Annotated in this window: 12 protein-coding genes; 2 read left to right on the forward strand and 10 right to left on the reverse strand. The window is 68.9% G+C overall.

The window, feature by feature from the left end:
• Positions 1 to 200 precede the first annotated feature (200 nt).
• Positions 201 to 1,604 carry an ABC transporter substrate-binding protein gene (locus tag E2F48_RS06215; RefSeq protein ID WP_133403122.1) on the forward strand — a complete coding sequence of 468 codons (1,404 nt, stop codon included), beginning with the start codon at positions 201 to 203 and terminating at the stop codon, positions 1,602 to 1,604.
• Between the two features lie 151 nt (positions 1,605 to 1,755).
• Here the strand turns inward: E2F48_RS06215 and E2F48_RS06220 are convergent, their stop codons facing one another.
• From E2F48_RS06220 to E2F48_RS06250, 7 genes are all read right to left on the reverse strand, one after another.
• Positions 1,756 to 2,460, reverse strand: coding sequence for a hypothetical protein (locus E2F48_RS06220; protein WP_133403123.1), 705 nt, complete (start codon positions 2,458 to 2,460; stop codon positions 1,756 to 1,758).
• 209 nt (positions 2,461 to 2,669) lie between these two features.
• Positions 2,670 to 3,308 carry a DUF305 domain-containing protein gene (locus tag E2F48_RS06225; RefSeq protein WP_133403124.1) on the reverse strand — a complete coding sequence of 213 codons (639 nt, stop codon included), beginning with the start codon at positions 3,306 to 3,308 and terminating at the stop codon, positions 2,670 to 2,672.
• A gap of 61 nt (positions 3,309 to 3,369) precedes the next feature.
• Complete coding sequence (locus E2F48_RS06230) at positions 3,370 to 5,589, reverse strand: copper-translocating P-type ATPase (RefSeq protein ID WP_133403125.1); 2,220 nt, start codon at positions 5,587 to 5,589, stop codon at positions 3,370 to 3,372.
• Positions 5,590 to 5,879: 290 nt separating this feature from the next.
• On the reverse strand, positions 5,880 to 6,620 hold the full coding sequence (locus E2F48_RS06235) for an ABC transporter ATP-binding protein (protein WP_133403126.1): 741 nt from the start codon (positions 6,618 to 6,620) through the stop codon (positions 5,880 to 5,882).
• Positions 6,617 to 7,606 (reverse strand): ABC transporter ATP-binding protein, encoded by a 990-nt coding sequence (locus E2F48_RS06240; RefSeq protein ID WP_133403407.1) that lies wholly within the window; start codon positions 7,604 to 7,606, stop codon positions 6,617 to 6,619. Before E2F48_RS06240 ends, E2F48_RS06235 begins: the two co-directional genes overlap by 4 nt.
• 110 nt (positions 7,607 to 7,716) lie before the next feature.
• Positions 7,717 to 8,697 (reverse strand): branched-chain amino acid ABC transporter permease, encoded by a 981-nt coding sequence (locus tag E2F48_RS06245; RefSeq protein WP_133403127.1) that lies wholly within the window; start codon positions 8,695 to 8,697, stop codon positions 7,717 to 7,719.
• An 8-nt stretch (positions 8,698 to 8,705) separates the two neighbouring features.
• On the reverse strand, positions 8,706 to 10,007 hold the full coding sequence (locus E2F48_RS06250; RefSeq protein WP_133403128.1) for a branched-chain amino acid ABC transporter permease: 1,302 nt from the start codon (positions 10,005 to 10,007) through the stop codon (positions 8,706 to 8,708).
• A 297-nt stretch (positions 10,008 to 10,304) separates the two neighbouring features.
• On the opposite strand from E2F48_RS06250, the gene E2F48_RS06255 reads away from it, so the two are divergent.
• Complete coding sequence (locus E2F48_RS06255; protein WP_133403129.1) at positions 10,305 to 11,159, forward strand: Bax inhibitor-1/YccA family protein; 855 nt, start codon at positions 10,305 to 10,307, stop codon at positions 11,157 to 11,159.
• 125 nt (positions 11,160 to 11,284) lie between these two features.
• Here E2F48_RS06255 and galK read toward each other — a convergent pair whose 3' ends face one another.
• The 3 genes from galK to E2F48_RS06270 are packed head-to-tail and all read right to left on the reverse strand — an operon-like array spanning position 11,285 to position 14,360.
• Positions 11,285 to 12,439 (reverse strand): galactokinase, encoded by a 1,155-nt coding sequence (galK, locus tag E2F48_RS06260; protein WP_133403130.1) that lies wholly within the window; start codon positions 12,437 to 12,439, stop codon positions 11,285 to 11,287.
• Entirely contained in the window at positions 12,436 to 13,569 is a 1,134-nt protein-coding gene (galT, locus tag E2F48_RS06265; RefSeq protein WP_133403131.1) for a galactose-1-phosphate uridylyltransferase, read from the reverse strand. The genes galK and galT overlap by 4 nt, the downstream gene beginning before the upstream one ends.
• On the reverse strand, positions 13,566 to 14,360 hold the full coding sequence (locus E2F48_RS06270) for a DeoR/GlpR family DNA-binding transcription regulator (RefSeq protein ID WP_133403132.1): 795 nt from the start codon (positions 14,358 to 14,360) through the stop codon (positions 13,566 to 13,568). The genes galT and E2F48_RS06270 overlap by 4 nt, the downstream gene beginning before the upstream one ends.
• Positions 14,361 to 14,431 lie beyond the last annotated feature (71 nt).

Consider the following 14,431-nt stretch of genomic DNA (forward strand, 5'->3'; position numbering starts at 1 on the left):
GAGGGGACGCAGCCCCGCCCGATCACTGCCCGGCCGCCCCGGTGTCAACCCCGCCAGGGCCCCGGTGTGACGAGCGTTACAAGGTCGTAACCCGATTCCCTTATGTTGGGCCCGTTTTTGCATTAGCTTTTCTACATACCAGGAACACCTGGTGAGTGCATCAAAGGCTGACGACGCCTTTCGGTCGAGGAGAAAAATTGATGACTGTAACACGCAACCCGATGCGGTCCGGCATCGGGGAGAATGCTCCGCGCGCAGCGAAGATCGCAGCCCTCAGCCTGGGTATTGCACTCTTTGCCTCGGGCTGTGGCGGCGGAGGCGGCGGATCCACGGCACCCGAAGACGGTGCCGATCCCAGCGCCTCGGCGTCCGCCCAGACCGCGGGCGCACTGTCCTGCCCGCCCAGCGAGGGCGGCAAGGCAGCAGAAGCCGGCGAGAAGGGCGACCCCTCCGCTGTCCCCGAGGCGAAGACCGTCACCGACACACCCCTGAAGTTTGGATCCATCCTGCCGACCACCGGAGCCCTCGCGTTCCTCGGCCCGCCGGAAATCGCGGGCGTGAACCTCGCTGTCAAGGAAGTCAACGAAGCAGGCGGCGTCCTCGGCAAGGAAGTTTCGGTGGTCCACCGCGACTCGGGCGACACCACCACCGACATCGCCACCCAGTCGGTCACCGAGCTGCTGTCCCAGGATGTCAGCGCCATCATCGGCGCTGCCTCGTCCGGTGTCTCCAAGACCGTCATCAACCAGATCACCGGAGCAGGCGTTGTGCAGTTCTCCCCGGCGAACACCTCCCCGGAGTTCACCGACTGGGATGACAAGGGCCTGTACTGGCGCACCGCCCCCTCGGACGTCCTGCAGGGACGCACCCTCGGCAACTACATCATGTCCTGCGGCGCCCAGACCGTCGGCATGATCGTCCTCAACGACGCCTACGGCACCGGCCTGCAGGCCAACATCACCGAAACCGTCGAGGGAGCCGGCGGCAAGGTCGTGGCCGCCGAGCTGTTCAACGAAGGTGACTCCCAGTTCAGCAGCCAGGTCGATGCGGTGGTTGCGGCCAAGCCCGACGCCATCGTCATCATCACCTTCGACCAGGCCAAGAGCATCGTTCCGCTGCTCACCGGCAAGGGCATCGATCCTTCGAGCATGTTCATGGTCGACGGCAACACCACCGACTACAGCAAGGACCTGGAGCCGGGCACCCTCGAGGGCGCCCAGGGCACCATCCCCGGTCCCTTCACCGGAGACGCCTTCCAGAAGGCGCTGCTTGAGCTCGATCCCAAGCTGACCAGCTGGAGCTACGCCGGTGAAAGCTACGACGCCGTGAACCTGATGTCGCTGGCAGCCGAGGCTGCGGGCAGCACCGAGGGTACCGCCATCGCCGGAGAGCTCGAGGCTGTCTCGAAGGACGGCGAAAAGTGCTTCGACTTCGCCGGCTGCGTGACCCTGCTGCGCGACGGCGAGGACATCGACTACGACGGTATCTCCGGCCCGGTCTCCTTCGACGAGAACGGCGATCCCACCGAAGCCGCCATCGGCATCTACCAGTACGACGAGAACAACGTGCCGCAGCCGAGCCGTTCCGAGGTTGGCAAGCTCTAACCTCAGGATCTTGGGTCAGCACATCCGCTGTACCGGAAGGCCCCGTCCACCAGGGCGGGGCCTTCCGCCTGTCCTGGCCCTTCCGTGCGCCCATGCCCTCCCGTGCGCCGCTTAACGACGAACGCACCCGATATATCGGGTGCGTGGGTCGTTATCGGGTGCGTTCGTCGGTTTCATTGTGCCGGGGGGAACGGGCGACGGCGTAGGAGCCCCGGCGCAGCTCCGCGGCCCACTCGTAGGTCGATGCCGTGGGCAGGGGATTGCGGACCGGGTCGAACCGCAGGTCCTCCTGGCCCTGGTCGGGGTCAACGGTGAGCGTGAGGGTTCCAAACCGGATCCAGGGCCCCAGCGGACTGGCATAGGACAACTCCATCGGCCAGGCACGTCCCGCGAGCCTGCGCCGGAAGGCCGGCAGCGATGCCGGCAGCCGGGCGGGGGTGCGCCGTCCGGAATGATCGGGGGTGGGCCGCTGCCCGGTGGTCCGGGCGGCCAGCAGGACCGGCCCCTGCGCTCCCCGGTACGGCATCATGGTGGTCAGCGGGGAGCGGGCGATGTTCAGCCGGGGGATCAGCACGAACCGGCCCAGCGGGGAACTCCCCGTCGAGGCCAGCAGCAGATCGGCGTACGCGTCACCCGAGGGAATTCTCACCGCGAGTCCGATGATGTCCGGCAGGGGACCCGGCAGGCCCACCGACCGTGAGAGCCGCGCCTCGACCGGGGTACTGCCCGCGGTGTCGAGCCACGGGATGCCGCTCGAGGCGCCGCCGTCGACGGCGAGGTATCCTGTCAGGCGTACCCCGCGGGGATGGATGGGGCGGGACGGCCGGAGCACCTTCAGCGCCCGAAACGCCCCCATAAACCCCCTGCCGACCAGCCGGGCCGGTAGTGTGCCCCTCGGTTCTGTGCCCCCTCGTTCTGGGATCCTCGGTGCCCTGCCCCTCCGCGCCGCGCCCTTCATATGCGTGCGCCCTGGTGCCGCGCTCCCTTGCCCTGCGATCATCGCGTCCTTCCCCGTCCGCCGTGGAAAACCGTCCAGGCCCTGCGGTCGAGACGGTCCCCGGCAGTCTAAAGGCCCGCCAGCAGGGCTTCCATCTCCTTAATTTCGGCCTCCTGCGCTTGCACTATCGACGCGGCGAGGTCCTTGGCACCGGGATCGGCGCCCGCATCCAGCTCCTGTTCCGCCATATCGATAGCACCCTTGTGGTGTTCGATCATCCCGGCAAGGAACAACCGCGACGCTTCCGCGCCCTCGGCGCCCGCGAGCTCCTCAAGCTGTTCGCCGCTCATCATCCCGCCGCCCCCGCCGGCGGCCTCCCCGCCGTGTCCGGAACTGTGGCCGGCTCGGCTGCCGCCGCCCGCGTCGGGCTTTCCCCAAGTTTCGAGCCAGGCCTTCATCGTTCGGATCTCCGGCGCCTGGGCGGCCTTTATGCGGGTGGCCAGAGCAGTCACCTCCGGGTCGATCCCGGTCTTGGTGAGCATCGAATCGCTCATCTCCACGGCCTGCTCGTGGTGCGGGATCATTCCGGCGGCGAACTCGACGTCGGCGGCGTTGGGCAGCCCTGCTGACACGGTCGCAGAGCTGGACGCCCCCGGCTGCGCCTGCCCGGAGTCATGGCCGGAGCCGTGTCCGGTCTCCGGGCCGGCTCCACAACCGGCAAGGACAAGGACCAGGGCGAGGCCGGTCAGGGTCGAATAGCGTTTCATGGTAATCATCCTTTGAGTACTCGAGTGGACCGGCACTTCGGTCCCGGGGTGTTCACGGCGTTCAGCGCGGGGTTCCCGCGAGGCGCCGCGGGTCGAGATTGAGCCGGCGCAGCAGCTGGGCGTTGAGTGCCACGACGATCGTCGAGACGCTCATCAGCACGGCTCCGGCCGCAGGCGACAACAGCACCCCGGCGAACGCCAGCACGCCGGCCGCCAGCGGCACCGCGGCGACGTTGTACCCGGCGGCCCAGACGAGGTTCTGAATCATCTTCCGGTAGCTGGCCCGCGACAGGTCGATCATCGACAGCACCGCGCGCGGGTCGTTGCCGGCAAGCACCACCCCGGCGGTCTCGATGGCGACGTCGGTCCCGCCGCCGATCGCGATTCCGACCTCCGCCCGTGCCAGCGCCGGGGAGTCGTTGACCCCGTCACCGACCATCGCCACCGTCAATCCCCGCGCCTGGAGCTCTGCGACCTTCGCGTCCTTGTCCTGCGGGAGGACCTCGGCGAAGACCTCGTCCACGCCCAGATCGCGGGCCACCGCGTCGGCGACCTGCCGGGCGTCGCCGGTGATCATCGCGACCTTGACCCCGCGGTCCTGCAGCGCCCTCACCGCGGCCCGGGACTCGTCCCGCACGCGGTCCTCAAGCGCCAGCGCCCCGATGACGCTGCCGTCACGGACCACGGAGAGCACCGACGCCCCACGGGAGGTCCACTGGGCCACCGGCCCGGCGATGCCCGCCGGGATGTCGAGGGAGAGCTCCCGCAGGAGGTTCGGCCCACCGACAAGGACCTCGGACCCGGCCACGGTGGCCCGCACGCCGCGTCCGGTCATCGAGGAGAACCCGGTCCCCACATAGGCGAGCTCCGCCGCACCGGCGTCCCCGGCGGCGGCCTGGGCCACGGCCCGTGCCACGGGATGCTCGCTGTCGGCCTCGGCCGCCCCCGCAAGCGCCAGCAGCTGGGAGTGGCTCACGCCGGGCACCGCGGCCATGCCGGTGACCTCCGGGTGGCCCTCGGTGAGAGTCCCGGTCTTATCGAAGAGGACGACATCGATGGTGCGCATCCGCTCCAGCGCCAGCCGGTCCTTGATCAGCACCCCGGCCCGGGCGGCCCGCTCGGTCGACAGTGCGATCACCAGTGGGATGGCCAGGCCCAGGGCGTGGGGGCAGGCGATGACCAGCACCGTCACCGTGCGGACGACGGCGTCCTCGGGGCTCCCGAGGGCCAGCCAGGCGAGGAAGGTCACGATGCCGGCGCCCAGGGCAAAGTAGAACAGCAGGGCGGCAGCCCGGTCCGCAAGGGCCTGCGCCCGGGAGGAGGAGGCCTGCGCGTCGGCGACGAGCCGCTGGATGCCCGCCAGTGCCGTGTCACCGCCGACTGCTGTCACCGCCACGCGCACGGCGTTGTCGGTGGCCACAGTGCCCGCCGTTACGGGGTCGCCCTGTCGGCGCAGCACCGTGCGCGATTCGCCGGTGATCATCGATTCGTCGAACTCCGCCGCGCCCTCGGTGACCGTGCCGTCGGCGGGCACCCGGGCCCCGGACCGCACCAGTACGACGTCTCCGGGCGCCAGGGATGACACCGGGACGGTTTCGATCCCGTCCGCGGTGACGCGATCGGCCTCGTCGGGCAGCAGGGCGGCGAGGGCGTCGAGGGCGCCGGCGGCTGAGCCGAGGGCGCGCATCTCCATCCAGTGCCCCAGGAGCATGATGACGATCAGCAGGGCGAGTTCCCACCAGAAGTCCAGGTCGAACCCGCCGAGGCCAAGGGTGGTGCTCCAGGAGGCGGCGAAGGCCACGGTGATGGCCATGGCGATGAGCAGCATCATTCCGGGCCGCCGCGACCTCAGCTCGCCCCACCCGCCGCGGAGGAACGGGGTGCCGCCGTAGATGAAGATGGCCGTGCCGAGCACCGGGGAGATCAGTGCCGCGCCCGGGAAGGTCGGCAGGCTGTACCCCAGGATCATGGCGAACATGGGGCTGAAGGCGACGACCGGGACGGCGAGGGCGAGGCTGATCCAGAACCTGCTGCGGAACATGGCGGTGCTGTGGCCGGCGTGCTGGCCCGAGGCATGGACCTCGTGGTCTCCGTGACCGGCATGACCGGCAGGATCGGCATGACCGCTGGGTGGGGCGCCGTGGTGTGCCACCGCGGGTGTGGACTGCTGTTGGGGCCGGCCGGGCGGAGAGCCCGGGGACCCGCCGGGGCGCGGGGGAGAGCCGGGCGCCGCAGGGGAGTGCTGGTGCGCCTCGGGGGAGTGCTGGGTTCGATGCTGCATGGGGGGGCTCCTTGACCTGGCCCGGGAATCCTGACGTACGGAAACATATACCCCCAGGGGGTATCCGTCAAGGGGTTTCGACCGAGGAGTCCCTGACTCCTTTCACGCTCCCGTCTGTCCGGCCGCGGACCGGGGAGGTTGCAGGGGAGGCCGCCCTGCCGGGGCGCCGGCCCGCGCCTGCAGGGTTCAACGGCTGCGCGGCGGCCCGCCTATCGGGTGCAGCGGCTACGGGGTTAAAAGGCTGCGGGCGGCCCGTTTCCGGTGCCGCCCGCAGTCGTGTATTGAGGAGGTCAGGCCGTGTCCGCCAGGGTGCCCAGATACAGCTGGATCACCTTGGGGTCCTTCATCAGCTCGCGCCCGGTGCCGGTGTAGGCATCCTTGCCCTGGTCGAGCACGTAGGCGCGGTCGCAGATCTGCAGGCACCGCCGCGCGTTCTGCTCGACCATGATCACCGAGACGCCGGCCCGGTTGATCTCGTGGACGCGCAGGAACGTCTCGTCCTGTTTGACGGGGGACAGGCCCGCGGAGGGCTCATCGAGCAGCAGCACCGCGGGCTCCATCATCAGCGCCCGGCCCATGGCCACCATCTGGCGCTCGCCGCCGGAGAGGGAGCCGGCCCGCTGGGCGCGCCGCTTGCCCAGTTCCGGGAACAGGCCGGTGACGAAGTCGAACCGCGTCTTGAAGTCCTTGGGCCGCTGGTACATGCCCATCTGGAGGTTTTCCTCAATGGTCAGCGTCGAGAAGACGTTGTTGTTCTGGGGCACGAAGCCCACGCCCTGGCTGACCAGGCGGTTGGCCTTGAGGCCGGTGAGGTCCTTGCCGCGGACCATCACCTGCCCTGAGTGGATTTTCACCAGACCGAACATCGCCTTCAGCAGGGTCGACTTGCCGGCGCCGTTCGGTCCGATGATGCCGATCAGTTCGCCCCTGCGGGCCTCGATGCTGCACCCGTTGAGGATGTTGACCCCGGGCAGGTAGCCGGCCACCAGGTCGGTGACCTTCACCACGGAGTCGCCGTCGTACTCGCTCATCGCTTTGTCTCCTCAGTGCCGGTCGATCCGGTGCGGGTGGATCCGGGTTCGCTGACCTCGGTGATTGAGTGGCCGAGGATTCCCTCGTCCTCTGTGCCGACGACCGACTCGGAGTCGTGGGCGAGCTCCTCTTCGAGGCGCTCGACGCCGGTCGAGTCGCCAAGGTCGACGTCGTGGTGGGCGCCCAGGTACGCGTCGATGACGGCCTGGTCCTTCATGACGATGTCGGGCGGTCCCTCGGCGACGACCTTCCCCTCGGCCATCACCACCACCCAGTCGGCGATGTGGCGGACCATGTGCATGTCGTGTTCGACGAACAGCACCGTCATGCCTTCGGCCTTGAGGTTCTTGATGTGGTCGAGCAGCGACTGGGTCAGGGCCGGGTTTACGCCGGCCATGGGCTCATCGAGCATCACCAGGCGCGGCTTGACCATGAGGGCCCGTGCCATTTCCAGGAGCTTGCGCTGCCCACCCGAGAGGGAGGCGGCGTAGTCGTCGCGCTTGGTGTCGAGCTTGAACTTGGCGAGCAGCACCTCGGCCTGGGCGGTGATCTCCTTTTCGCGGGCACCCCACAGGCCCTTGAAGAGCGCCCTGGCCAGGCTCTCGCCGGGCTGCTTGGTGGCGCCGAGCCGCATGTTCTCGATGACGGTGAGCTTGCCCATCACCTTGGTGAGCTGGAAGGTGCGCACCATACCCATCCGGGCCACCTTGTACGGCGGGACCTTCGCGAGCGGCGTGCCGTCGAACTCCCAGTCTCCGCTGTTGGGGGTGTCGAACCCGGTCAGCAGGTTGAACAGCGTCGTCTTTCCGGCGCCGTTGGGGCCGATCAGGGCCGTGATCTTGTTGCGCGGGATCTCGAGGTATTCGACGTCGACGGCGTTGATGCCGCCGAAGCTGCGGGTGACGTTCTTCGCGACGACGATCGGGTCCCGCTTGCGGCAGCCCGGGCCGGTCTCGCCGGTGGCGATGGGCCGGGTGTCGTTCATGTAGTCCTCGCCCGCGGGGGCCTGGGCGACGGCGGACCCCGCCGCCGAATCCGACGGCGTGGCGCGGTGCGCGCCGCCGCCGGACGGGACGTGGTTGGTGGAATTCTCGCTCATGCGAATGCCAGCTCCTTCTTATTGCCCAGCACGCCCTGCGGTCGAAAGACCATCAGCAGCATCAGGGCGATACCGACGAGGATGTAGCGCAGCTGCCCGGCCTGGGTGTTGGTGAGGAAGGTGATGGCACCCGACTCGATCGCCCCGTACAGGATGCCCTGGGTCAGCGACAGAACCACCCAGAACATCATGGCGCCGATCACCGGTCCCAGCACGGTGGCCATGCCTCCGAGCAGCAGGCAGGTGTAGAGGAAGAACGTCAGCTCGGTGGCGTAGTTTGCAGGCTGGACGGCGCCGCGCGGGAGGGTGAACACCATCCCCGCGAGCGAGCCGAGGATGCCGCCGATCACCAGTGCCTGCATCTTGTAGGCGTAGACGTTCTTGCCGAGGGCGCGGACGGCGTTCTCGTCCTCCCGGATGCCCTTGAGCACGCGCCCCCAGGGGCTGCGCATGAGCAGCCACACGGTGAGGCACGCGAGGATGACGACCGTCCAGCCCACGACGCGGATCCAGAAGTTGCGCTCGTTCATCGCCAGGGGGCCGATGTTGTAGGTGCCCGCGGGGAAGGGGTTGAGGGCGTAGAACCCGCCCTCGAAGGCCGCCAGTCCGTTGGCCGAACCGGTGACCTCCGTGAGGTCATTGGTGGTCACCACGTACCGGATGATCTCCGCGGCGGCGATCGTGACGATTGCGAGGTAGTCGGTCCGCAGGCGCAGTGTGGGTATGCCCAGCACGATGGCGAACACCACCGACGCGAGCATTGCGACGAGCACCGCGACCGGCAGGGGGGCGTTGAAGGTCAGCGTGGAGATGGCGAAGCCGTAGGCTCCGACGGCCATGAAGCCGGCCTGGCCGAAGTTGAGCAGGCCCGAGTAGCCGAAGTGGACGGCGAGGCCGAGGGCGGCCAGCGCGTAGGCTGCCGTCGTCGGGCTGATGAGTTCGCCGAAGGCGTTGACAAGGATGTTTCCGAAATCCATTGGAACCCCTAACCTATGCGCTCGCGGCGGCCGAGGATACCCTGCGGCCGGAAGAGGAGCACGAGAATCATGATGAGCAGAGCGCCGACATACTTCAGGTCGGCCTCAAGCCAGAGCGTTGAGATTTCGACGAACAGCCCCACGATGATCGACCCGATAAGCGCGCCGAAGACCGTGCCGAGGCCGCCGAGCACAACGCCGGCGAAGATCAGCAGCAGGATCTGCTGGCCCATGTTGAAGGAGACCCCCGGGCGGTAGTAGGCCCACAGGATGCCGCCCAGTGCGGCGAGCATGCCGCCGATCACCCAGACGATCCGGATGACCCGGTCGACGTCGATGCCCGACGCCGCCGCCAGGGCGGGATTGTCGGCCACCGCGCGGGTCGCCTTGCCGATGCGGGTCTTCAGCAGCAGGAACGCCACCAGCAGGATGACGACGAGGCTCACGATGAGCGAATTCAGGTTGTTCCGCGAGATGGAGAGCGCCCCAAGATTGATGATCTCGCCCTGGGAGCCGGGAAGCTGGGTGGTTGCCCCGCCGAAGTTGAACTGGATGATGTAGCGCAGCGCCAGCGCCAGGCCGATGCTGACGATCATCATTGGGACGAGGCCGGTGCCGCGGTTCCGCAGCGGCTTCCACAGGGCGGCATCCTGTACGTAGCCCAGCACGCCGCCGCCGATCACCGCCAGGACGATGGCGACCGGCGCGGGGAGCCCGAGCGCGGCGAAGCCGAAGGTCAGGACGGCCCCGAGGGTGACCATCTCGCCGTGGGCGAAGTTGGTCAGGCCCGTGGTGCCGAAGATCAGCGAGAGTCCGACGGCGCTCAGCGCGAGGAGCAGCCCGAAGCTGAAGCCTGCGAGGGCGCGTTCGCCGAGGGTGTCCCAGAAGGTTCCGCCCTGGGCGACGATTCCCTCGCCGAACAGGAAGAGGGTCGTGGCGTTGGAGGTTCCGGCGAAGGTGACCGTGCGCGGGTTCTCCTGGCCCTCGGCGAGGGTGATTCCCTCGGGGAGGGTGTCTTCGTCGACCTCGACCTCATAGGAGCCCTGTTCCGGCACGCCGATGGACCAGAAGCCGTTCTCGCCGGAGGTGGTCTCACCTTCGAAGCCGTTGCCCGTGGCCGTGATGGTGACATCGGCGATGGGTCCGTCGACGCCACGGAGGACGCCGCTGATGCGGTCCTGGAACTCTTCCGCCTGAACAGCTGCAGGTACTGCCGAATTCATCGCCCTTCCGGGCGGCTGGGTGAACGCCTGCGCTGACGGTGCGCTGAGAAGCACGGCGAGAAGGACGCTGAAAAGGGCAGCGAACATCCTCCCGAGCCGTGCAGGCGTCGGTTGGGTTATCAAGATAGGAACCTCCACTGTGGGGGCCGCCTGCCGGACGGGCAGGAGATCATGCGTGTGACTGGTGTCACTCAATGTGGAGCTTATGTTACTCGGGCGCAGTTTCCGTTCCGCACCAATCGGCCCCGTGCAGGTAGCGATTGGATAACAACTGCGTGCAACGGCGCGGAGGACGCGGCCCGGGGCGGGAACAAAAGCCCACTTACAGCGTTGATATGGGTAGGGTTGGAACACTTACAGCCCCCAATTGGAGGACTACACAAAATGGCAATCGGCGGAAATCCGGTTTTCAACGGAAAGACCTTCCGTTCTGCCGCGCGCGGCACCAGCCCGGCGGCCTATGGCACGACGACCTTCGCGGGTCAGTCGGCCCTGAACCAGCAGCAGCTGGAGCACATGTACAACCGCCCTGCGGCGGGACCGGCCGAAACCGGCCGGATGACCTACGACGACGTCATCGTCAAGACGATCCTCTCCATCGCAGTCGTGCTTGTGGGTGCGGCCATCCCGGTGTTCCTCGTGCCGGGGCTTGCGCCGGTCCTGATGATCGTTGGCCTGATCGGCGGCTTCGTCCTGGGCCTGGTCAACTCCTTCAAGCGTGAGCCGGTCCCGGCCCTCATCCTTGCCTACTCGGCGCTCGAGGGCCTGTTCCTCGGCGGGATCACCATGATCCTCGAGGCGCGGTTCGAAGGCATCGCGTTCCAGGCCCTCCTCGGCACCCTGACGGTGTTCGGCGTGACCCTGGCCCTGTTCAAGAGCGGCAAGGTGCGTGCGACGCCCAAGGCGATGAAGTTCTTCATGATCGCCATGCTGAGCTACCTGGCGTTCTCGCTGATCAACCTCGGTCTGATGGCGTTCAACCTCAATGACGACCCGTGGGGCCTGCGCAGCGCCGACTTCCTGGGCACCGGCATTCCGTTCGGCGTCATCATCGGCATCCTGGCCATCGGCCTGGCCGCGTTCTCGCTGATCATCGACTTCACCTCGATCGACGAGGGCGTCAAGCACGGCGCCCCGCAGCGCTACTCGTGGACGGCCGCGTTCGGGCTCACGGTCACGCTGGTCTGGCTGTACGTCGAGTTCCTGCGCCTGCTCGCGATCCTGCGCGGCGACGAGTAACCGACAGGCAGCACCGCTGACGAACTGAAGAAGCACAAAGGAAGGGCCCGCAGCAGGTGCTGCGGGCCCTTCCTTTTGGATCCGGTGATACCTGCCGGTACCACCGGATCGTCGGCGGCCGGGGCTCAGGCCACCCGGCGGGCCCCGGCGTCGGGCCGAACGCTGAAGATCACCGGCGACCTGAACCCGGCGTCGGCGAAGGCGGCGGTGACCGCCTCGGAGACGGTGCCGGCGTCCTCGGTGGGAACGAGGGCGATCGCGGCGCCGCCGAAGCCGCCGCCGGTCATACGCGCACCCACGGCTCCGGCCGAGACCGCGGTGTCGACGGCGAGGTCGAGTTCGGGGCAGCTGATTTCGAAGTCATCGCGCATCGAGGCGTGGCTCTGGTTCAGCAGCGGCCCCAGGGCGCCCGGGCCCTTGGTGGTCAGCACGGCAACGGCGTCCTCCACCCGGGCGTTCTCGGTCACCACGTGGCGCACCCGCCGGAAGGTCTCCTCGTCGAGGATCCCCGCGGCATTGCCGAGGTCGGACACCGAAAGATCGCGCAGGGCGGGCACGCCCATCTGCCGGGCTCCCTCCTCGCAGGATGCGCGGCGGGAGGCATAGCCGCCGGTCGAGTGGGAGTGGCTTACCCGGGTGTCCATCACCAGCAGGGTCAGCCCCGCACCGTCGAGGTCGAGCGGCACGAGCATCGTCTCGAGGCTGCGGCAGTCGAGGAAGACGGCGTGGCCCACCTCGCCCAGCAGCGAGGCCGTCTGGTCCATGATGCCGGTGGGAGCGCCCACCATTTCGTTCTCGGCCAGCCGCCCGATCGAGGCGAGCTGGGAGCGCGAGAGTCCCGCCGAGGCCAGGTCGTTCGCCGCCGCGGCGACGGCGCACTCAAGCGCTGCCGAGGAGGAGAGCCCGGCCCCGACCGGCACGGAGGAGTCGACGAGCAGGTCCATGCCCGGGACCGCGTGGCCCGACCGGCCGAGCGCCCAGAGGACGCCCACCGGGTAGGCCGCCCAGCCCTCGACATCGCCCGCGGCCAGCCCGTTCAGGTCGGCAGTGACGACGTCGCCCTCGCTGAAGGTGGAGGCGACCCGCACGGTGCTGTCGGTGCGGGGACGTGCGGCGACCAGAGTCGAGCGGTCGATGGCGAAGGGAAGCACGAAGCCGTCGTTGTAGTCGGTGTGCTCACCGATCAGGTTCACCCGGCCGGGAGCCGACCAGACGCCGGCCGGCTCGGTGCCGAAGCGGGCGGTGAACGCCGCGGCGAGTTCTGCTGCGGAGAGAGTCATGAGGTTGCCTTTCCTGGGGTTCCCGGCAAGGCGTTGCGCAGTCGGTCGGCAACCTGCTCGGGTGTGGTGTCGTTGATGAACGCTCCCATGGCCGCTTCGGAGCCGGCGAGGAACTTCAGCTTGTCCTCCGCGCGGCGCGGCGAGGTCAGCTGCAGGTGGAGATAGCTGGCGGGGCGGATGCGCGCATCCAGCGGTGCCTGCTGCCAGGCGGCGATGTACGGGGTGGGGGTCGAGTAAAGGGCGTCGACCTTGCCCAGCAGGTTCAGGTAGACCTCGGTGAGGTCGTCGCGCTCGGCCGGGTTCAGGGCCGCGAGGTCGGGGACCTGGCGGTGCGGCACGAGGTGCACCTCGAGCGGCCAGCGCGCGGCGAAGGGGACGAAGGCGCTGAAGTGCCTGCCCTCGAGGATCATCCGCTCCCCGGAGTCCCGCTCCTTCTTCAGGGCGGCGCCCATCAGCGTCTCGCGTCCGCCGGAGGCCTCGTAGAAGGCGGTTGCCTGCGCACCGAGCTGCGCCGCACGCGGCGGGATGAAGGGGTAGGCGTAGATCTGGCCGTGCGGGTGGAGCAGGGTGACGCCGATTTCGGCGCCGCGGTTCTCGAAGGGGAAGACCTGCCGGATGCCTTCCATCGCCGAGAGGGCCTCGGTGCGCTGCGCCCACGCGTCGATGACGGTGCGGGCACGTTCAGGGGAGAGGGAGGCGAAGGAGCCGTCGTGTGCCGGGTCGAAGGCGATCACCTCGCAGCGGCCGAAGGCCGTCGTCGTCGTGCCCCACTCCGGGGTATCCGGCAGCGAGCCGAGCTGCGGGCCGAAGGAGGCGAACCGGTTCTCGAACACCACGACCTCGTAGTCCGGGGCCGGAATCTCCGAGGCGTAGCGCTCGTTCGAGGCGCACAGTGGGCACTGGTCGGCCGGGGGGAGGTGCGTGCGGGTCTGGCGGTGCGCGGCCACGGCGACCCACTCGCCGCTGAGCGCGTCGTAGCGGGCATCGCCTGTGGCGGTGCCGCGGGGGTCGAGGCCGCGGCGGTCGGCCGTCGCGGCGGGGTCGGAGTGCAAGGCGGCGGAGGCTTCGGTGGCGTCGAAGTAGATGAGCTCCCGGCCGTCCGAGAGCATGGTGGGGGTGATATGCGTCATGTGAGGGCTTTCCTTGCGTCCTTGATGGTCTCGGGGGTGGTGACGAGGGTGTGCCGTGCGAAGCCGGGCTCCGCAGGGAGGGTGTCGGTGATCAGGCATGAGGTTTCCTCGAGGCCCGTGATGCGGGCCAGGCTCACGACGCCGAACTTGGTCGAGTCGGCAAGCACCACGAGGTGCCCGCAGCCGTCGGCGAAGGCCCGGTTGGTGTCGGCCTCGGCGAGGTTCGGGGTGGTGATGCCGGCATCGACGTCGACGCCGTGGACGCCCATGAAGCACAGGTCGACGTTGAGTGCGCGGATGGCGGCCGTCGCCAGCGGGCCCACGAGGGCCTCGGAGGGCGAACGTTCCCCGCCGGTGAGCAGCACGGCAGGCCCGCGGCCGCCGGCGGTGAGCCGGTGGAGCCGGTCGGCGGCAGGCAGGGAGTTGGTGACGACGGTGAGCCCCTCGATCTGCGCCAGGTGGTCGACGAGCTGGACGGTCGTGGTGCCGCCGGTCACCGAGATGGTCATGCCCGGGAGCACCAGCTGGGCCGCCGCCCGGGCGATGGCCCGTTTCTGGGCCGCCTGGCGGCGCGCATTGGCGGGGAAGCCCGGCTCGGCCGCCGCCAGCACTCCGGCCCGCGCCGCGCCGCCGTGGATGCGGTGGACCGAGCCCGCGGCCTGAAGGGCGTCGATATCGCGCCGTACGGTCATCTCGGAAACCCCGAGCTTGCCGGCGAGTTCGGCGACGCGCACTACCGGGCGGCCGTCCAGGGCGGCGAGGATGGCGGCGTGCCGTTCGGCTGCGAGCATCGCACCTCCCGGGCAGGTGTGGGGAAGACAGTGCCGGAACCGCTCCGGCTCTGGATCGAGATCGTGCTAAC

Origin of the sequence: Arthrobacter crusticola (genome assembly GCF_004357995.1) — a bacterium.
In the GTDB taxonomy this organism is placed as follows: Bacteria; Actinomycetota; Actinomycetes; order Actinomycetales; family Micrococcaceae; genus Arthrobacter_D; species Arthrobacter_D crusticola.

Excerpts from the sequence above, each read along its gene's own strand:
- E2F48_RS06230 (WP_133403125.1), bottom strand. The coding sequence starts at position 5,589 with ATGCAGCATCGAACCCAGCACTCCCCCGAGGCGCACCAGCACTCCCCT.
- E2F48_RS06220 (WP_133403123.1), bottom strand. The coding sequence starts at position 2,460 with ATGGGGGCGTTTCGGGCGCTGAAGGTGCTCCGGCCGTCCCGCCCCATC.
- E2F48_RS06235 (WP_133403126.1), bottom strand. The coding sequence starts at position 6,620 with ATGAGCGAGTACGACGGCGACTCCGTGGTGAAGGTCACCGACCTGGTG.
- E2F48_RS06255 (WP_133403129.1), top strand. The coding sequence starts at position 10,305 with ATGGCAATCGGCGGAAATCCGGTTTTCAACGGAAAGACCTTCCGTTCT.
- E2F48_RS06270 (WP_133403132.1), bottom strand. The coding sequence starts at position 14,360 with ATGCTCGCAGCCGAACGGCACGCCGCCATCCTCGCCGCCCTGGACGGC.
- E2F48_RS06240 (WP_133403407.1), bottom strand. The coding sequence starts at position 7,606 with ATGAACGACACCCGGCCCATCGCCACCGGCGAGACCGGCCCGGGCTGC.
- E2F48_RS06245 (WP_133403127.1), bottom strand. The coding sequence starts at position 8,697 with ATGGATTTCGGAAACATCCTTGTCAACGCCTTCGGCGAACTCATCAGC.
- galT (WP_133403131.1), bottom strand. The coding sequence starts at position 13,569 with ATGACGCATATCACCCCCACCATGCTCTCGGACGGCCGGGAGCTCATC.
- E2F48_RS06215 (WP_133403122.1), top strand. The coding sequence starts at position 201 with ATGACTGTAACACGCAACCCGATGCGGTCCGGCATCGGGGAGAATGCT.
- E2F48_RS06250 (WP_133403128.1), bottom strand. The coding sequence starts at position 10,007 with ATGTTCGCTGCCCTTTTCAGCGTCCTTCTCGCCGTGCTTCTCAGCGCA.
- galK (WP_133403130.1), bottom strand. The coding sequence starts at position 12,439 with ATGACTCTCTCCGCAGCAGAACTCGCCGCGGCGTTCACCGCCCGCTTC.
- E2F48_RS06225 (WP_133403124.1), bottom strand. The coding sequence starts at position 3,308 with ATGAAACGCTATTCGACCCTGACCGGCCTCGCCCTGGTCCTTGTCCTT.